Consider the following 17660-nt stretch of genomic DNA (forward strand, 5'->3'; position numbering starts at 1 on the left):
GGCTTCAAAACAGTTCAAGCAAGCTCTGCACGCGTCCACTATTCGGTTACGAAACAACAACCTTCGCAACCCCAAAATTTCATACAGCATCACCACAACAAAATATTGTGTCACCACGCACACGCAAGTAACACACAGACCACCACCACACCCCCGAACAGCAGCAATGCGCAGGGTTGTGGCGGAGTGAAAGAGTTACGGCGGTCATAGCGTAGGGGAAACGCCCGGTCCCATCCCGAACCCGGAAGCTAAGCCCTACAGCGCCGATGGTACTGCAACCGGGAGGTTGTGGGAGAGTAGGACGCCGCCGGACACAACCACACGGAAAGGCCCCGCAGCCCCCAAACCCCTAACAGGGTTCGGAGAGGCGCGGGGCCTTTCTCATGCCCACATTCAATCCCCGGCCGGCACCCACACCGCCGGCCGACGCGAATCCTGCCTTCAATGCCGATTCTGGAGCGGGCCGCCAGAGCGGGACTATCATGGGCGCATGGACAGTCTCTTCTCACACGCTGCCGGCGACGCCGATTCGCCTGGGCCAGAAGCCCCCAGGGAAGTGGTGAGCGTCGAGCTGCAGATCCCCGGCGATGCAGCCAGCGCGGCCGAGGGCTTCTTTGACTACCTGCACCTGTGGTGGCCGGTGAACCTCTATTCGGTGTCCGGCTCGGGAGCGCAATTGTGGTGGGACCAAGCAGGGCTGTTGGAGGACACGGAGCGCGATGAGCGTGTTCAGCTCGGGGCAAGCCTCCTGTGGAGTCCGCCGCAGGGTGCTGCGGTGAAGATGGGGGTGCCCGGCGCCGAGGGTGACGAGTGGGAGGTACGGATCGAGGACCGAGGGGTCGCCGCTCACGTCACCTTCACCGCCCCTCTCCCGCGCCATCAGCCCGGTCAGGAGGCGCAGCCAGTCCCCACGGATCTGTGGGAGCAGGTGATGGGCTTTTACGCACGGTTCATGGGTGCTGGGAAGGACTAGTTTCTGGCTGTCAGCTCTTCATTTAGCAGGCACCCGGAGGCTCCCACCGATTTGGGGATTGCTTTCAGGGTGAGTATGCTGGGTGAGCACGGTTTACGGGGTGTGGCGCAGCTTGGTAGCGCGCGTCGTTCGGGACGACGAGGTCGCAGGTTCAAATCCTGTCACCCCGACCAGCACAAAAAAGTCGGAGGAGAAATCCTCCGACTTTTTCGTTTCCCGGAACTGTTTTCGCTCGCCGGGCCGGGCCCGCGTTAGACGGTCGCGAGCGTACGGTGGGAGTCGTCCAGGCGCAGACCTGAAGCGGCGTCGAACAAGTGCACGCGGGTCTGATCAGGCCGCACGTGGATGGTGTCGCCGGGCTGGATGGCGGAATGTCCGCCGGCTCGCACCACCATCTGCTTTTGCTGGCCGGCAACGGTGGCGCGGCCGTACACGTAGGCGTCCGCCCCCAGTTCCTCCACCACGTCCACCGCGACCGTGATGCCGCCCTCGGCGATCTTGAGATCTTCCGGGCGCACACCAAACGTCACGGTGGCGCCGGTCAGGGAGTCGCGTTGAGAATCGCTCACGGGCAGCAGGAACTCGCCGAACCGCACGCCAGCCTCCTCCAGCGCCACGTCCACCAGGTTCATGGCGGGGGAGCCCATAAAGCCGGCCACAAAGACGTTCTTGGGGGTGTCATACAGCGCACGTGGGGTATCTACTTGCTGCAGCTTGCCGTCTGAGAGCACGGCGACGCGGTCTCCCATGGTCATGGCCTCCACCTGGTCGTGCGTCACGTAGACGGTCGTGACGCCCAGCCGGCGGGTGAGTGAGGCGATCTGGGTGCGCGTCTGGACTCGCAGCTTGGCGTCCAAGTTGGAGAGCGGCTCATCCATGAGGAAGACCTTGGGGGAGCGAACAATGGCCCGGCCCATGGCCACCCGCTGGCGCTGGCCGCCGGAGAGCGCCTTGGGCTTGCGCTTCAGGAAGGACTCCAGGTCTAGTAGCTTGGCCGCCTCCAGGACGCGCTTTTCGCGCTCTTCCTTGGAGACCCCGGCAATCTTGAGGGCAAACCCCATATTGTCAGCCACACTCATGTGGGGGTACAGCGCATAATTCTGGAAGACCATCGCGATGTCGCAATCCTTGGGTGCCACGTCGGTGACGTCCGCGTCGCCGATCAGGATTCGACCGCCGTCGACCGGTTCTAGCCCCGCCAACATGCGCAGGGTCGTGGACTTACCGCAACCGGACGGACCTACCAGGACCAGGAACTCGCCGTCCTGAATCTCCAGCTCAAAGCCGTCCACGGAGGGGACCAAGGCCCCGGGGTACAGGCGCGTGGCGCCATCAAACGTGACAGAGGCCATGGGGCATCAACCTTCCACGGGCAGGTACGTGCCCGACGATCCGTAGTGAATGGTGTGATCAGCCTCTCACATCCACCAGGAGTTGCAGTAGCTCCGCGATGTCACCAGGCCCGTCCACGCTGAACTCCGCGGCGGTACGTCCGGTACCCACCTTGATCCCCACATCCGCGGGGGAGAGCACCTTGAAGGCGTCCTCATCCGTCACGTCGTCGCCGGCAAAAAGCACCACGGACGCGTCGGTGACCTCGCGCAGCCAATTGAGGCCCTGGCCCTTGTTCGCCTCCAGCACGGTCACCTCGATCATGCCCTTGCCCTGCGTGGCCGTGACGCCGTCCAGGCGGTCAAGGCCGGAGAAGGCGGCGCGGACCACGGCCCCCAGCTGCTCCTGAGGGGTCATACGCACGTGCAGCACCAGGCCGGCGGGCTTGCTCTCCACCCACGCGCCCTCAAACTGCTGGGCCACGGCCTCCAGCGTGGCGGCGGCCTTCTTGAGCAGCTTGCTCTGCTTGTTGCTCAGCTGTGCCTGGGATACCTCAGCCTCAAACTCGGAGGGCGCAAAGTGCTCGGCGCCGTGGCTGCCCACCAAGAGGGTGCGCGGGCCGGGGGAGGCGACGTCGCGAAGGGACTCGAGCGCGCGCCCTGAGATGAGCGCGATGTCGGTATCCGCCGCGTCGGCCAACTCCCGCAGCGCCCTGGCGGCCGCGGGGAGCGGGCGCGCCTGGCTGGGATCGTCAACAAAGGGCGAAAGCGTTCCGTCGAAGTCCAGGGCGATGAGCAGGTGGCCCGCGCGGGCCAGCCGCCCCACACGCTCTCGCAGAGCGGGGGAGAGGCCGGTCATGCCGAGGACTCCTCGGTGGTGCCGGGGGCGTTGCCCATCAGCGAGTCAAGGAACTCCCTGGACCAACGGTTTACGTCGTGAGACTCAACGGTGCGGCGCATGCTGGACATGCGGCGCTTGGCCTCCGGCGGCGCCATCTCGATTCCGGACATGATCGCGGCCTTCAACCCATCAATATCGTGCGGGCTGACGATGATCGCCTGACGCAACTGATCCGCAGCACCCGCGAACTCTGAGAGCACCAGTCTCCCGCCGCCGTCGGCCCCTCTCGCCATGACGTACTCCTTGGCCACCAGGTTCATGCCGTCCCGCAACGGGGTGACCAGCATGACGTCCGCGGCCAGGTAGAGCGCCACCATCTCCTCCACCGGGTAGGAATGGTGCAGATAGCGCACGGCGGTCGCCGCAAACGAGTCATACTCGCCGTTGATGCGGCCCACGGTGCCCTCCACCTCCTCCCGCAGCTGCTGGTAGGAGTCCACCTTCTCCCGGGAGGGGCTGGCGATCTGGATGAGGCCGGTCTGGCCCACCTGCACCACACCGTCATCTAGGAGCTCCGCGTAGGCCTTGAGGCGGTGCCGGATGCCCTTGGTGTAATCGAGGCGGTCCACGCCAAGCAGGACCGTCTCCGGGTCTCCCATCTCCACGCGGATCTGCACTGCGCGGGCCCGCACGTCAGGATCCTGCGCCAACGCGGCAATGTGCGCGGCGTCGATGGAAATGGGGTGCGTCTCCGCGCGGCTGACCCGGGAGGTGCCCGGGACCTGCACGCCGCCCTTGCGCGCGGTCACGCCAAGGAAGCGACGCACGCTCGTCAGGAAGTTGGCGGTATCAGAGGCGCGCTGGAACCCGATCAGGTCCGCACCAAGCAGGCCTTCGAGGATGCGGGCGCGCCAGGGCAGCTGCGCAAACAGCTCGGCTGGCGGGAAGGGGATGTGGTTAAAGAATCCGATGCGCAGGTCCGGGCGGGCGTCGCGCAGCATGCGGGGCACCAGCTGCAATTGGTAGTCATGCACCCACACGGTGGCGCCGTGGGCGGCGGTGGCCGCGGCGGCGCGAGCAAAGCGGGCGTTCACCTCGCGGTAGGCCACCCACCAGGTGCGGTGAAACTCCGGCGGCACAATCACGTCGTGGTACAGCGGCCACAGGGTGGCGTTGGAGAAGCCCTCGTAGTAGAGGCGCAGCTCGGAGGCGCTCAGGGGAACGGGAACCTGATGGATGCCGCCCTCGTCAAACTCGTCCAGCGGCTCATCCACGCCGCCATGCCACCCCACCCACGCGCCGCCGGAGGACTGCATGGTGGGCGCAAGCGCCGTGACCAGACCGCCGGGGGAGCGGCGCCACTGAGGGGTTCCGTCAGCCCCAGTCACCCGATCCACAGGCAAGCGGTTGGCCACCACCACAAAGTCATGTTGTCCCGGTGATGTGCTCTTCTTCGTGCCGCGCATGCGATTCCTCCCAGAGTCCGTAATTGCGAGCCTACCCAGCAACAGAGCGTCATGGCGTCATGAAGCTGTGACGAGCCTGAAAATGCCTCACAGGCCGCTCGCGTATCCTGTGACAGTTGAAGTGACAACTTCCCCCACCGTGCGTCGTTGACGTGCGAGCTAAGGATCTGGACACATGGCATCGAATAGCCCGCGGCCCAGCAAGGCCGATCGACTTGAGGCCGCGCGCGCGCAAGCGCGAGCCACCCGCGACGCCGCTGAGAAGAAGCGCCGTCAGCGCTCCCTGTGGATCAAGATCGGCGTGATTGTTGCCGCGGTCGCCGTGGTTGCCGGTGGTATCGGCATCTACGTTTCCACGCAGTTCAACCCGAACAACACCGTGGCCAAGACCGGCCCCGTGCCGGCCAACGCCAACCAGTACGGCGGCGTGGTCAACAACGGCCCCAACCAGCTCGCGGAGTCCCCCGCTGATACTCCCCAGGAGATCAACACGGACACGGTGGAGGGCGCGGTGGGCAAGCAGGGCGAGCCGACCAAGCCGCAGGGCGCCAACGACAAGGCCAACCCGGCTCAGGTCATCGTTTACGTCGATCTTCTGTGCCCCTTCTGCAAGCAGTTTGAGGACACCAACGCGGCTCTGTTGGAGACGTACGTGAAGGACAAGAAGGCAACCGTGGAGTACCGCATGGTGACCTTCCTGGATCGGGCCTCTTCCACGAACTACCCCTCACGTGGCGCCAACGCTATGGCCTGCGTCGCCAATGAGGCGCCCGCCGCGTACATGCCCTTCATGAAGTCGCTCTGGAAGGCAGTGGACGAGGGGTTGGTCAATGAGCAGTCAGCTTCGAGTGGCCTCACCAATGCCCAACTGGGCGAACGTGCCGTTGCCGCTGGCGCGCCGGACTCCGTGAAGTCCTGCATCGAGAATGGCACCTACCGCCCGTGGGTCAAGCTGACCACCGGACTGGCCCAGCAGGCCAACGTGCAGGGCACCCCGTCCGTTTTGATCAACGGCGAGACCTACACCGGTGCTGCTGATAGTGCCGAGGCGTTCAAGGCGTTCGCCGACGAGAAGATCGCCGCGGCCGCCAAGAAGTAGCAGCCAGCAATTCGTCTGAGCCGCGCCAAGCTGCGCGGAGGAGGCCGCGATTCCCGCTCCGGGAGTCGCGGCCTCTGTGTTGGCGGCGTGTGGCCGCTTGCCCCGGACCGAGTGCAGGGCCATGCCCCGGGGCTGGAGGGGCTTGGCAAGGTCTCTGGCCGGATCATGGGTCTGGCGCAGGGCGGCGAAAGTGCTCGACGGCGTTGGCTTGGGTAGGATGGTTCGGGACCGTGCGCGGTCCGCGCCTCCTTAGCTCAGTTGGCCAGAGCACCTGTCTTGTAAACAGGGGGTCACCGGTTCGAATCCGGTAGGGGGCTCCACGAAAAAACCCCGCGATATCGCGGGGTTTTTTGCTTGTGCGTTCGCAGCTTGTGCGATCGCTGAATGCGCGGGTCTCCGGCTGGCGCCGGTCGCCGCGCCGGGCCTACGCCGCCGCGGCGGTGAGGCGCCGGCGATCCTTGAACGCGGAGGCCGCGACCGCCGTCGAGCACCCAAGCACCGCGATCACAAACAGGGCGTGGAGCACGTAAACCCACCACGGCAGGGTGTCGTCCGGGTGCATGCCGAAGCAGCGCACAATCAGCTTGGGCGTGAGGAAGAGGACGGCGCCGGCAAAGCCGCACGCGGCCCAGAACACGCGCCTCCACGGCAACGTCACCAGCGTGGAGGCCTCGGCCAGCGCGAAGGCGAAGAGGGGGAACCAAACCCAGTGATGCGACCACGTCACGGGGGAAATGAGCGCGGCGCAGGCCCCGCCCAACCCCAGCTGCGAGGCGATGCTCAGCCGGGTTCGGAGGGTGCGCATCGCCACGTAGAACACGCCGACGGTGAGCACGGCAAGCACCAACCACAGCGCCTGGGGTGCGCCCACTCGCTCAAGCACACCGCGCAGTGAGAGGTTGTCGATGTACTCCAACCCGCCAACGCGGGAGGGATCCACCACCGCCTTGGTCCAGAACTCCACAGTGAGATCCGGCATCACGAGAAGGGTGGCCAGCTGGGTCGCCAGGAAGGTGCCGGCTGCCACCAGGATGGGAAGGATCCGGCCAAGGGCCAGGGGGACCAGCATGAGGGCAAGCGGCGTCAGCTTGACGCCGGCGCAGAGGCCGATGGCGACGGCGAAGGGCAACAAGGACTTAAAGCGGACTGCGGTGAGGTACGCGGCGCCCATGAGGATGATGTTGACCTGGCCCAAGAGGATGGTGTCCCGGAACGGGCCGCTGGCCACAAACACCGTGGCTGTGAGCCACAGCGGCATCCACCGTGCGGCCCGGGGAAACAGGGCGTGAGCACGCGTGGTCAGATCCCTGACCACCAGCAGGCCAATCACCAGGGACACGGCGTTGAGCAGGAGGTAGCCGACCTCAAACGGCATGAGTGCAAAGACCGAGAACAGCACCGCGGCAAAGGGCGGGTACGTGAAGGGCAGGCCCGGATCGTGGACCGGCCCCAGGATGGGTGCGTACAGCCCGGAGGGGTTGTTGAGCAGCTCCGCGCCGCCGGCCCGGTACACCTTAAAGTCCAGCCCTGGGACGCGGGCGCTCTCCAATGCGATGGCGTAGCTGGCGCAAAGTACCGCCGCCACGCCAAGGCAGATCAGGACGATGCGGATTGGTGACGGCATCCCGCTGAACGGGACGTGGGTGCGCTTCGACATGTGGTGCTTCCAGATCGCTTGGACCGGACGAGGAAACAACGTCGCAGTTCCTGCCACCATCGTCATCCGGAGACTTAGACAACAGCCTAGAGTCAACGCGTCATGCAGCACGAATCTGGGGGTCGCCGGACGCGGATCCGGCGGGCGCCGCCGGCGGCCATCCGGGTCAGGGAATATCCCGGCCCAGCCGTGCGCTGAACCTGGGGAGTTCTAGGGGCAGTGATGAGCCCCTCCGTCATTCTGAAGGGAATTTCAGTGGAGCAGCAGCGTCCGATGTCCGTGGCCATCCTGGGAGCCGGGCACGTGGGCACCGTCTTGGCCAGGCTCTCCGTCGCGGCGGGGCACGATGTTCGGTTGGCGACCACGCGTGACGCCCGCGAGCTGGCGTTGATCGCTGACTTCCTGGTCCCGGGGGTGCGCGCCACCTCCATCCGTGAGGCCACGGTGGGCGCGGATCTGGTGATCGCGGCTGTTCCGCTGCACCGCTACTCCACGCTGGATCGCGAGGCGCTCGCCGGACATGTGGTGGTGGACCTGCTCAACTACTGGCCGGGCACGGACGGAACCATCGAGGAATTCGAGGTGCCGCGGGGTTCAAGCGAGGTGATCGCCGACTTCCTGGACACGTCGGTGACCGTGAAGACCCTGAACCACATCGGCTACCACGAGATGGAGTCGGATCACCGGCCTGCGGGCTCACCTGAGCGCCGCGCCGTGGCTCTGGCCGGAGACAACCAGGACGCCAAGGCAGTGGTGGCGCGCTTCCTGGACCAGATTGGCTTTGACCCGGTGGACGCCGGCGACCTGGTTGCCGGGGCAGCCATGCAGCCGGGCACCCCCATTTTCAACGGCGGGTTCGACGCCGTGGCGTTGCGTGCCGAGTTGGCCGCCTTCGCGGCCGCGAACGCGCCGGCGCGGCAGGACGCCTGACCGGAGGGCTCCCGGGCCGGCGCCGGCTCTCCTCCTCGGAGAGGTCCTCCACACGGGACATGAGTGACCACCGGACGCCGTAGGGGTCCCTGACGGAGGCGAAGCGGTCGCCGGTGACAAAGTCTGCCAAGGGCTCACGCACTGTGGCGCCCGCGGCCACGGCCCGCTCCACGAGCGCGTCCACGTCGGCGCAGTACAACGCGAGGGAATAGCAGTCGCCGTCTCCCTCGGGAGCGGCCACCAGCCCATACGCGGGATTGATCTCGCCGATCTGCAGCACGCCCTGATCAAATCTGAGCTCGGCATGGACCATGACGCCATCAATCACCGTGGAGTTGGCAGGGATTTCCGGGCCACGCTTGGCCTCACGCCCACCGCCTATGCCGCGGCCTTCGACTGGGAACATGAGGGGAGCGGGGCCGTGCCGCGAGGCATTTAGCCGCCGCGCCGCGCTGGGCCATGTGACCCGTTTGGTCAACCTTTGGGTGGGTGTCACGGGTGCCCTGTACGGTGGTCCGGTGATCGACTTCCAGCATGTGAGCAAGGAATATCCGGACGGCACCAAGGCCGTGAATAACGTTGAGCTGCACCTGGAGAAGGGCGCCTGCACCGTCCTGGTTGGCTCCAGCGGCTGCGGCAAGACCACGCTGCTGCGCATGATCAACCGCATGGTGGACCCGACCAAGGGCCAGGTGCTGGTCAACGGCCAGGACGTGGCCACGGCGGACCCCGTCAAGCTGCGCCGCGACGTGGGCTACGTGATGCAGGGCTCTGGCCTGCTCCCGCACCGCACCGTGCTCCAGAACATCCAGACGGTCCCCCTGCTGCGCGGGGAGCCAAAGGATGAGGCGCTGCGCCGCGCCAAGCTCCAGATGAAGAACGTTGGCCTGGATGCCTCCATGGGCCATCGCTACCCGGCACAGCTCTCCGGCGGCCAGCAGCAGCGCGTCGGCGTGGCTCGCGCGCTGGCCGCAGACCCGGACATCCTGCTGATGGATGAGCCCTTTGGCGCCGTTGACCCGCTGGTCCGCGCCGAATTGCAGGCTGAGCTTGCCCGCCTGCAAGCGGAACTGAAGAAGACCATTGTTTTTGTCACCCATGACATGGACGAGGCGCTGGCGCTGGGGGATCGCATCGTGGTGCTCCGCGCCGGCGGCGAGATTGTCCAGGACGCCACCCCGGCGGAGCTGGTGGCCAACCCGGCCAACGACTTTGTGCGCACGTTCCTTGGCATGGCGGATGGCAGGCGCACCCTTGAGGTCCGCTCCACGCCGGAGGGCCAGGTCGTCACGGACCGCTTTGGCCGGCCGCTGGGCGTGGTGGGCCAGCAGGAGAAGCCCATGGAACCGGGGCTGCCCGCGTGACCTGGATCCTCAACAACCTCCCGCTGCTGTGGCAACGGCTGCTGGAGCACCTGACGCTGGCGGCGCCGGCCATTGTGCTCTCGCTCCTACTGGCCATCCCCTTGGGCTGGATTGCCTACCGCTACCGGCTCTCCCGCTGGCTCCTGGTGACGCTGACCGGCTTGCTGTACGCCATCCCGTCCCTGCCACTCTTTGTGGTGCTCCCGCTCATTCTTGGCACCGGCATTCGCGATTCCATCAACGTGGTCGCCGCGCTGACCCTGTACGGCCTGGCGCTCATGGTCCGTTCCGTCTCTGACGCGCTCGCCGCGGTCCCGGCCGTGGTGGTGGACGCCGCCCAGGCGCAAGGATTTGGTGCCTGGCGCCGCTTTTGGCAGGTGGAGTTGCCGCTCGCGATCCCCGCTCTGACCGCCGGGCTGCGCGTCGTGACCGTCTCCACCGTCTCTCTCGTGACCGTCTCCGGTGTGCTCGGCTTGCCCTCGCTCGGGCTGCTCTTCACCGACGGATTCCAGCGCGGCATCCCGGAGGAGATCCTGGCCGGCATGGTGCTCACCGTGGTGCTCGCCTTGGTCCTGGACGCTCTGGTGGCCTTGCTTGGCAGAGCGCTGACCCCCTGGCGACGGGCGGTGAAGGCATGAACTACTTCAGCGAAGCCTGGACCTGGCTCACGGATCCGCTCACCTGGACGGGCGCGGATGCCCTGGCCGCGCGCCTCACGGAGCACCTGCTCTACACGCTGCTCGTCATCGTGGTCTCCGCGCTCATCGCCATCCCACTTGGCTGGTGGGTGGGGCACACCGGTCGCGGCCGCAACGCCGTCGTGGTGCTCTCCGGCGCCGCCCGCGCCATCCCCTCGCTTGGCCTGGTCACCCTCCTGGCGCTCTGGATGGGCCTGGGGCTGCCCGCGCCCATCATCACGCTGGTGGTCCTGGCTATCCCGCCGTTGCTGGCCGGCGCGTACTCCGGCATCGACGCGGTGCCGCGTGAGGTCACGGACGCGGCCCGTGCCCAGGGCATGAGCGAGTGGCAGATCCTCATGAAGGTGGAGGTTCCGCTGAGCCTTGGCCTGCTGATGGGCGGCGTCAGGTCCGCGGCGCTGCAAGTGGTCTCCACCGTCATGCTGGCCGCGTACGTGGGGGCCGGCGGCCTTGGCCGCCCGCTCTTCCTTGGCCTGAAGACGCAGGATTACGCCATGATGCTTGGTGCCTCGATTCTCACGGTGGGCTTGGCCCTGGTGCTCGACGTCGTTCTCTCGGGTATTCAGCGCATCGTTCGCCCGCGGGGAACAGCGGCACTGTGACGGCCCCCGGCGCTAGGCTTGCGCCTAGCGCCGGGTGGAAAGCCCGACAACGACGGGGAGAGGGCCAATGCGCCGCAATCCAGATCAGACTCAGCAGCCCAGGCGCCGCCGCGCCATCGGAACCGTGGCGGCCATCGCCGCCGTGGCCGCGCTTGGCCTCAGCGCGTGTGGCTCCAGCGACCCGCTGGCCAGCAGCAGCTCCGCGGTGTCCTCCGCGCCCGCAGACACGCTGGTGGTGGGATCGCAGCAGTACTACAGCAACGCCGTGATCGCAGAGCTGTACGCCCAGAGCCTGGAGGGCTCCGGATTTAAGGTGGACCGCCAGTTCAACATTGGCCAGCGCGAGGTCTACATGGGCCAGGTCTCTGACGGGAAGATCGACGTGTTCCCCGAGTACACGGGCAACCTGTTGCAGTACCTGGACAAGAAGGCCACGGCCACGGACCCGGCAGAGGTGCTGACCGCGCTCAAGGCCGCGCTCCCCAGTGGGCTGAGCGCGCTTGAGCCGGCGGGCGCCACGGACCAGGACAGCTTCAACGTCACCGCAGAGACCGCACAGAAGCATGGGCTCAAGGAAATTGGCGATCTGTCCAAGCTTCCCCAGCCGGTCAAGATTGCCGGCAACTCCGAGCTGGCCAAGCGCCCCTACGGCCCGGACGGGCTCAAGAGCGCATACGGGGTCACTGCGGAGGTGCAGCCGGTGGAGGATGGCGGCGGCCCCCTCACCGTGAAGGCCCTGAAGGATGGCACCGTGCCGGTCTCTGACCTGTACTCCGCCGACCCGGCCATTGCCACGAACAAGTTCGTCACGCTGGCAGACCCCAAGCACCTGGTGCTGCCGCAGAACGTGGTGCCGCTGGTCTCCACCAAGGTGGATGACAAGGCCAAGGCCGCCATCGACGCGGTGAACGCCAAGCTCAGCACCGAGGAATTGGTGGAGCTGAACCGCGAGAGCTCCGTGGAAAAGAAGAACGCCACGGACGTGGCCAAGGCCTGGCTGGCGGAGCAGGGCATCGTCAAAGCCGGCTGAGCCGGAGACCCAGACGGGCGCTGAAGCCGATTTGGAACCCTAGCGTGGCTCCGATAAGATTCAGGAGTTGGCCGGGTTCGCCCGGTTTCGTGGATCTTTAGCTCAGTTGGTTAGAGCGTTCGCTTCACACGCGAGAGGTCGCTGGTTCGAATCCAGTAAGATCCACCACGCACCCTGTGCAAAGGCCCCCGATCCTCGGATCGGGGGCCTTTGACGTTTCCCGCCGGCCGTGTGGGCCGGAAACTACTTGGTGAGCAGTTCCAGCACGCGGGGCTTGACCTCGGTGCCCAGCAACTCGATGCTGCGCAGCTGGTCGGCGTGGGGCAGGGTGCCCGCGGAGTACTTCACGTCCAGCCGGGAGAGCCCCAGCCCGCCGGCCACCCGCGCCAGCTTCTCCGCGACCGTGTCTGGGGAGCCGACGGCCAGGCTGCCGTCCTCCTCCGCCGCGGCCATGAACTGGCCCTTGGTGTACGGAGGCCAGCCGCGGTCCGCACCCACCTGGTCCATGGAGCGCTGGTAGTGCGGCCACAGCGTGGTGAGCGCTTCGCGGTCCGTCTGCGCCACAAAGCCGTGCACGTGCGCACCGATGGGCTGTGCGGGCCGTCCCATCTCCTCCAGAGCGCGGCGGTAGAGCCCGGCCAGCGGCTTGAACGCCAGCGGGTCTCCGCCAATGATCGCCAGGAACAACGGCAGGCCGTGCCGCGCGGCGCGGATCACCGACTGCGGGGAGCCGCCCACGCCCACCCACGTGAACAGCCGGCCTGCGTCCTCAATCTCCGGGAAGAGGGTGGCGCCCTTCAGGGACGGGCGCAGTTTGCCCTCCCAATCCAGCGGCTGCTGCTCCAGGAGTTGAGCCAGGAGGTCAAGCTTCTCCTCAAAGAGCTCCTCGTAGTCCCGCAGGTCGTAGCCAAAGAGGGGGAAGGACTCGATGAAGGAGCCGCGCCCCGCGATGATCTCTGCCCGGCGGTTGGACAGGGCGTCAACGGTGGCAAAACGCTCATAGACCCGCACCGGATCATCTGAGCTGAGCACGGTCACGCCGGATCCGAGGCGGATGGTGGAGGTGGCCTGTGCCGCGGCGGCCAGCACCACATCCGGCGCACTGATGGCGAAGTCGGGGCGGTGATGCTCGCCAATGCCAAAGAAATCCAGCCCGGCCTCCTCCGCGGCCACGGCCTCTTTCACGACCTCCCGAATCACCTGGGCGTGAGAGGTCGGCGAGCCATCCGCCTGAACGGTGCGGTCCCCAAAGGTCTCCGCACCGATCTGCAGGGGACCTTCCAGCGAGGCCGGGGGAACGATGGAGCCGGTGGTGGTGTCCATGTGGGTGCGGGTCCTTCCGAGGACGTGACTGCGATGAGATGGCCGCGCCGAGTGGCGCGGCCTATAGGTGAGCAAACCGTCCCACACGTGGGCCCATTCCCGATAGCGAGCGGTGCGTGCCAAAGCTCTCACCGCTCGCTCAGCGATGGGCCAGGGACAGCCCCACTTGCGTGCGTACAGTTGAGTCAGAGCAAGCACCACGGCTACATCCACAGGAGGCAAAACGCGCGTGTCTTCGTCCACGAAACATCCGGGTCAAGAGCCCGCGGAGCCTCAGGGCATCCCGGAGTCCAGCGTCCCACCGCTCCCGGCGGTACCGCCCTCCGCGGCTGGGCTGCGCCGTCCCGTGGAGGACTCGCCCAGCGAGCCGACGCCGCGTGTCTCGCTACTGCGCCAGGTCACGGCCTCGCAGGTCACCGCCCCGCCCTCACCTGGACCCGCCGCACCTGGACCCGCTGCGTCGCCCGCCGCACCTGGACCCGCTGCGTCGCCCGCTGCGCCCGCTGCGTCCTCGGCTGCGCCTGCGCGGCCCAGCCAGGCGCCGTCGGGCACAGCACGCACGCCCGACGCCGCTGCGGCTGGCCGAGGTGCCTCCACGGTGAACCGGCGCAAGGGCATGCCCCTGCTGCCACGCGTTCCCTCCAAGGGGCGCCCGTCCAAGACGTCCTCCCTGCTCTCCGACGCGCCCGGCGGCGCCGCCGCCCCCGGGCTGCCCCAGCCGGCTCACTCAGGCGCGTCCCCCTACGTGGTGCACACCGAGTTGGGCACCACCGCTGTGCCGCAGCAGGCGCACCCGCAGGCGCGGACCCTGTTGCGGCGCATGATGGAGGACGCCGCGCCTCCCACCACCACCTTCAACATCGTTGACCGACTGGTCGGTTCCCCCTACGCCAACCCCACGGTGACGGAGACGGAGGCGGCTGAGGATGTGGCCCGCCCCATCCTGCTCTTCACCCTGGACCTGGCGGAGACCATGATTCGGTGGGGCGCCAGCGCTCTGGACGTGGAGACCAGCGTCATCGCCGTCACCACGTCGCTGGGGCTGCGACACGTGGACATCGACATCACCAACCAGTCGGTGCACCTGAACTGGGCCCCGCCAGAGGGGCTGCCGGCCTCGATCCTGCGCGTGGTGCGCTCCTCGTCAGACAACTTTGCCGGGCTGTCCCTGGTGCACCAGCTGGTCGGTGACATCACCGCCGGGCGCGTTGGCCTGGACTTTGCCCGTTCGCGGTTACGCTCCATTCGCCGCCGGCCCAAGCCGTACAACAAGCCCATCGTGATCGCCGCCGGGGCGCTCTTTGCCGGCCTCTTTGTGCTCGTGATTGGTGGGACGCCGCGCGGTGCGTTGGCGGCCGTGGTCTCCGGGTTGCTCGTCACGCTGGTGACGCGCCTTGGTGATCGCTGGCGCATCCCCACGTTCTTCTCCATTGCGGCGGGAACGTCCGTCGCCACGATCATCGCGCTGATCCTCTACAGCAATGACTGGCTCAAAAATCCCGAGCTGGTGGTCGCCGGCGGCATCATGCTGCTGCTGCCAAGCGGCAGGTTTGTCTCCGCGGTGCAAGACGCCATCAACGGCTTCCCCGTCACAGCGGTGGGGCGGCTGTTCTCGGCCATGATTATCTACGCCGCCATCATCGCCGGCGTGATGTTCGGTGCGGTGAGTGGCAGGTGGTTCAATCTGCCCAAGCTGGACGCCCTGCTGGCCGCGGAACCGCCCAAACCCACGCTGCTCTTGCCGGTGCTGTGCGCACTGGTCATGATCGCCGTGGCGTGCGGGTCCATCGTGCAGCAGGTGGCCCCGCGCTACCTCATCACCACCTCAAGCATTGCGGTGGTGGGCTACCTGGTGAATTACGGCGCGGTGCACTTTGCCGGCGCCGGGGAGCGACTGGCGCCCGCCGCAGCGGCCGTGGTGATGGGGCTGATGGCCCGCCTGATTGGTCTACGCATCGGGACCACGCCCCTGGTGCTAGCCGTGCCAGCCATCGTGATTCTGCTACCAGGCCTGTCCATCTTCCGCTCCATGTACGGCATGGCGCTGGAGACCTCTGACGTGACCGTCAGCATCGTGAACATGTTCACCTCCTTCACCATCATTCTTGGTGTGGCGGCGGGTGTGGCGCTCGGAGACACGCTGGCGCGGCCGTTCACGAAGGACTGGAACGCCAAGTCCCGCCGGCGGATTCGCCGGCGCTGATTCCTTGGGTTGGCCGCGCCCAGGGTGCCGGCGGCCGGTGCCGGTGTTGTGGCTCGGGGCCAAACCCCGCCACTGGTGGCCGGGCTCTCAGGAGCCCAAGCCCCAATCCACCGGCGCCACGCCGAGGTTCGCGAGCTCGCTATTGGCCCGCGAGAACGGGCGCGAGCCAAAGAACCCGCGGCGGGCAGAGAGCGGCGAGGGGTGCGCGGACTCGATCACCGGGTGCTGGCCAAGCAACGGCCGCACCGCCTGGGCGTGCTTGCCCCAGAGAATGCCCACCGGCGCGCCGGGAAGGGACCCCAGGTGGGCCACGATCGCATCCGTGAGTGGCGCCCAGCCCAGCTTGGCGTGGGAACCGGCCTCCCCGGCCGTGACGGTGAGGGTGCGGTTCAGGAGCATGACCCCTTGCTGTAGCCACGGGGAAAGGTCCCCATGCGGGGGCAGTGCCGTGCCGAGGTCCGCGGCCAGTTCCTGGCGAATGTTCTGCAGGCTCCGGGGGAGCGGGCGAACGTCCCGCTCCGTCGCGAAGCTCAGGCCGATCCCGTGGCCGGGGGTGGGATAGGGATCCTGTCCCACGATTAACACCTTGACCTGGCCCGGAGCCATGGCTAGTGCCCGCAACGTCACCGCCGGATCCGGCAGGATCCGTTCTCCGGCCGCCCCACGTTCCCGCAACCCGCCCCCCACACGCCCCAACGCGGCGTCGAGCACTATGCGTTGTTGGTCCGCCGAGCCGCAGGCAAGGGGGGGCCCCGCGCCTAGCAGCACCGAGACCCACTCCGGATGCACGCCGTTCGCGATCCACCGCTCGGCGTAGCGCCCGCGCCACTGGGGATCGCTGTGTTGCTGGTCACTGCTGGGGAAAAGGTCCGCGTGCTGCTGCATAGCCCCATGGTCCCAGCCCGCGCCGCTGGGAGGGCAACCCGGCCGGACCCGGGCGGCGGGCTTGGGCGGGAATCCCCAGGCCCAAACCGTAGGATGGCTTTGGCACTGGATGAATGGGAGGGGGCGCGGACGTGGACGAGCCCGTTGAATCCGAGGCGAAGGGCCCGCTCAAGGCGGGGCTGAGCGCCCTGGATCAGGCGATGCTGGACCTGGAAGCGCGATCCTCTCAACGCCCCGGTGCCAAACAAGAGACCATCCGGTCCACCCTGCACATGACGAGCGCGCAGTTTTATCAGCGCCTCAACGCTCTGATCGACACGGAGGCGGCACTCGCCTACGCGCCGATGCTGGTTCGGCGCTTGCGCGCCAGCCGAGAGGGGCGCCTGCGTGTGCCCGGGCGGCCCACATCCGGTTGAGAACACGAGGAAACGCCACGATGACCCAGTACCCCCGCGACGAGTTCGACGTCGTGCCGGAGAATGCTCGACGCGAAGGATCGCACCGCTCCTTTGTGCGCCTGCGTGATCCCCGCACGGGCATCTGGACCCTGATCGTGATTGGCCTCCTGGCGCTGGCGGTCGGAGCGGTCATGTTCTTTGTGGTGCACCCCAAGGTGGAGACCGTGGCCGGGGATGCCGACTCCGGCACCAGCCAGAGCGAGGACTCTGGCGACGAGGCCAAGTCCTCCGACAAGGCCGGCTCATCGGATCAAGCCAAGTCAACGGACAAGGCCAAGGACGGCGGCGAGGGCGAGGTGAAGAAGTCCGACGAGGCCTCCGCGCCGGCTTCCTCAGGTTCGAGCGAGTCCGCATCCAGCAGCCCCTCATCCTCCAGCAGCGACTCCGCCGACCTCTCCGCCACCGTGGGCGTCTACAACGGAACCGGCCGCTCCGGCCTGGCCTCCGGGAGCGCATCCACGCTGAAGAGCGCCGGCTACACCAACGTGAGCAACGCGAACTGGACCAAGCGCACCAGCGTCTCCGCCGTGTACTACAAGGACGCCGCCTCCAAGGCGACCGCAGAGGCCATCGCCAAGCGCCTCAAGATCAGCACCGTGGTGCAGACCGCCAACATCCCGTCCCCGGTTTCAGTGGTCATCGGTACCGACCGCAGCAACTAAGCCGGTTCTCCGGCCGAACGGCCGAGCCCCAGTACCCCGCTCTGCTGGCAGTGGACTTGTGCCGGCAGTGCGCCCTCAGCAAAGCGGGCCCCGCAATCTTGCACTCGGCGTGGGTGAGTGCCAACATGGTGTTAGCAC

Annotated in this window: 17 protein-coding genes, 3 tRNA genes, 1 rRNA gene and 1 pseudogene; 14 read left to right on the plus strand and 8 right to left on the minus strand. The window is 67.2% G+C overall.

What is annotated here, in order from left to right:
• Positions 1–196: 196 nt before the first annotated feature.
• The 3 genes from rrf to DWQ67_RS12730 all read left to right on the plus strand — a co-directional run bounded on the left by rrf (position 197) and on the right by DWQ67_RS12730 (position 1146).
• Positions 197–313 (plus strand): 5S ribosomal RNA (gene rrf, locus DWQ67_RS12720).
• 177 nt (positions 314–490) lie between these two features.
• A complete protein-coding gene (locus DWQ67_RS12725; protein WP_147433700.1) occupies positions 491–973 on the plus strand; it encodes a hypothetical protein in 483 nt (160 codons plus the stop codon).
• A 96-nt stretch (positions 974–1069) separates the two neighbouring features.
• Positions 1070–1146: transfer RNA gene (locus tag DWQ67_RS12730), tRNA-Pro, on the plus strand.
• A 78-nt stretch (positions 1147–1224) separates the two neighbouring features.
• On the opposite strand, the gene DWQ67_RS12735 is transcribed toward DWQ67_RS12730, so the two are convergent.
• From DWQ67_RS12735 to DWQ67_RS12745, 3 genes are read right to left on the minus strand one after another with little or no spacing between them, the layout of a single operon-like run.
• The gene (locus DWQ67_RS12735) at positions 1225–2325 is read right to left on the minus strand and encodes an ABC transporter ATP-binding protein (RefSeq protein WP_121485994.1); all 1101 of its coding nucleotides are present in this window, start codon (positions 2323–2325) and stop codon (positions 1225–1227) included.
• Between the two features lie 58 nt (positions 2326–2383).
• Positions 2384–3163, minus strand: coding sequence for a trehalose-phosphatase (gene otsB / locus DWQ67_RS12740; RefSeq protein ID WP_121485995.1), 780 nt, complete (start codon positions 3161–3163; stop codon positions 2384–2386).
• Positions 3160–4611: an alpha,alpha-trehalose-phosphate synthase (UDP-forming) gene (locus DWQ67_RS12745; RefSeq protein WP_121485996.1), complete on the minus strand. Its 1452-nt coding sequence runs from the start codon at positions 4609–4611 to the stop codon at positions 3160–3162. The genes otsB and DWQ67_RS12745 overlap by 4 nt, the downstream gene beginning before the upstream one ends.
• Positions 4612–4786: 175 nt before the next feature.
• Between DWQ67_RS12745 and DWQ67_RS12750 the strand changes: the two genes are divergently transcribed.
• Positions 4787–5710 (plus strand): DsbA family protein, encoded by a 924-nt coding sequence (locus DWQ67_RS12750; RefSeq protein WP_121485997.1) that lies wholly within the window; start codon positions 4787–4789, stop codon positions 5708–5710.
• A 243-nt stretch (positions 5711–5953) separates the two neighbouring features.
• A tRNA-Thr gene (locus tag DWQ67_RS12755) sits at positions 5954–6030 on the plus strand.
• A 104-nt stretch (positions 6031–6134) separates the two neighbouring features.
• On the opposite strand, the gene DWQ67_RS12760 is transcribed toward DWQ67_RS12755, so the two are convergent.
• The gene (locus DWQ67_RS12760; RefSeq protein ID WP_158595453.1) at positions 6135–7367 is read right to left on the minus strand and encodes a glycosyltransferase 87 family protein; all 1233 of its coding nucleotides are present in this window, start codon (positions 7365–7367) and stop codon (positions 6135–6137) included.
• 222 nt (positions 7368–7589) lie between these two features.
• On the opposite strand from DWQ67_RS12760, the gene DWQ67_RS12765 reads away from it, so the two are divergent.
• Positions 7590–8297: an NADPH-dependent F420 reductase gene (locus tag DWQ67_RS12765; RefSeq protein WP_121485999.1), complete on the plus strand. Its 708-nt coding sequence runs from the start codon at positions 7590–7592 to the stop codon at positions 8295–8297.
• Here the strand turns inward: DWQ67_RS12765 and DWQ67_RS14160 are convergent.
• A pseudogene (locus DWQ67_RS14160) lies at positions 8212–8628 on the minus strand (VOC family protein); the annotation flags it as partial. The gene DWQ67_RS12765 and the pseudogene DWQ67_RS14160 overlap by 86 nt on opposite strands.
• 187 nt (positions 8629–8815) lie before the next feature.
• Between DWQ67_RS14160 and DWQ67_RS12775 the strand changes: the two are divergent.
• The 5 genes from DWQ67_RS12775 (at position 8816) to DWQ67_RS12795 (ending at position 12159) form a co-directional block, all read left to right on the plus strand.
• Positions 8816–9661 carry an ABC transporter ATP-binding protein gene (locus DWQ67_RS12775; protein ID WP_121486078.1) on the plus strand — a complete coding sequence of 282 codons (846 nt, stop codon included), beginning with the start codon at positions 8816–8818 and terminating at the stop codon, positions 9659–9661.
• Positions 9658–10299: an ABC transporter permease gene (locus DWQ67_RS12780; protein ID WP_121486000.1), complete on the plus strand. Its 642-nt coding sequence runs from the start codon at positions 9658–9660 to the stop codon at positions 10297–10299. The genes DWQ67_RS12775 and DWQ67_RS12780 overlap by 4 nt, the downstream gene beginning before the upstream one ends.
• Positions 10296–10961 carry an ABC transporter permease gene (locus DWQ67_RS12785; protein ID WP_121486001.1) on the plus strand — a complete coding sequence of 222 codons (666 nt, stop codon included), beginning with the start codon at positions 10296–10298 and terminating at the stop codon, positions 10959–10961. The genes DWQ67_RS12780 and DWQ67_RS12785 overlap by 4 nt, the downstream gene beginning before the upstream one ends.
• 67 nt (positions 10962–11028) lie before the next feature.
• The gene (locus DWQ67_RS12790; RefSeq protein ID WP_121486002.1) at positions 11029–11991 is read left to right on the plus strand and encodes an ABC transporter substrate-binding protein; all 963 of its coding nucleotides are present in this window, start codon (positions 11029–11031) and stop codon (positions 11989–11991) included.
• A gap of 91 nt (positions 11992–12082) precedes the next feature.
• Positions 12083–12159: transfer RNA gene (locus DWQ67_RS12795), tRNA-Val, on the plus strand.
• A gap of 75 nt (positions 12160–12234) precedes the next feature.
• Here the strand turns inward: DWQ67_RS12795 and DWQ67_RS12800 are convergent.
• Together DWQ67_RS12800 and DWQ67_RS13810 are read right to left on the minus strand one after the other, a co-directional pair.
• Entirely contained in the window at positions 12235–13314 is a 1080-nt protein-coding gene (locus tag DWQ67_RS12800) for an Atu2307/SP_0267 family LLM class monooxygenase (RefSeq protein WP_199712723.1), read from the minus strand.
• A 273-nt stretch (positions 13315–13587) separates the two neighbouring features.
• Entirely contained in the window at positions 13588–13875 is a 288-nt protein-coding gene (locus DWQ67_RS13810; RefSeq protein ID WP_158595454.1) for a hypothetical protein, read from the minus strand.
• A 37-nt stretch (positions 13876–13912) separates the two neighbouring features.
• Between DWQ67_RS13810 and DWQ67_RS12810 the strand changes: the two genes are divergently transcribed.
• On the plus strand, positions 13913–15517 hold the full coding sequence (locus tag DWQ67_RS12810) for a threonine/serine exporter family protein (protein ID WP_158595455.1): 1605 nt from the start codon (positions 13913–13915) through the stop codon (positions 15515–15517).
• 87 nt (positions 15518–15604) lie between these two features.
• Here the strand turns inward: DWQ67_RS12810 and DWQ67_RS12815 are convergent, their stop codons facing one another.
• Positions 15605–16402, minus strand: coding sequence for a uracil-DNA glycosylase (locus tag DWQ67_RS12815; RefSeq protein WP_121486005.1), 798 nt, complete (start codon positions 16400–16402; stop codon positions 15605–15607).
• A gap of 131 nt (positions 16403–16533) precedes the next feature.
• On the opposite strand from DWQ67_RS12815, the gene DWQ67_RS12820 reads away from it, so the two are divergent.
• Positions 16534–16818, plus strand: coding sequence for a DUF3263 domain-containing protein (locus DWQ67_RS12820; protein WP_233556094.1), 285 nt, complete (start codon positions 16534–16536; stop codon positions 16816–16818).
• 20 nt (positions 16819–16838) lie between these two features.
• Complete coding sequence (locus DWQ67_RS12825) at positions 16839–17522, plus strand: LytR C-terminal domain-containing protein (protein WP_121486007.1); 684 nt, start codon at positions 16839–16841, stop codon at positions 17520–17522.
• Positions 17523–17660: the final 138 nt, after the last annotated feature.

This window comes from Galactobacter caseinivorans (assembly GCF_003640665.1).
Lineage (GTDB): Bacteria > Actinomycetota > Actinomycetes > Actinomycetales > Micrococcaceae > Galactobacter > Galactobacter caseinivorans.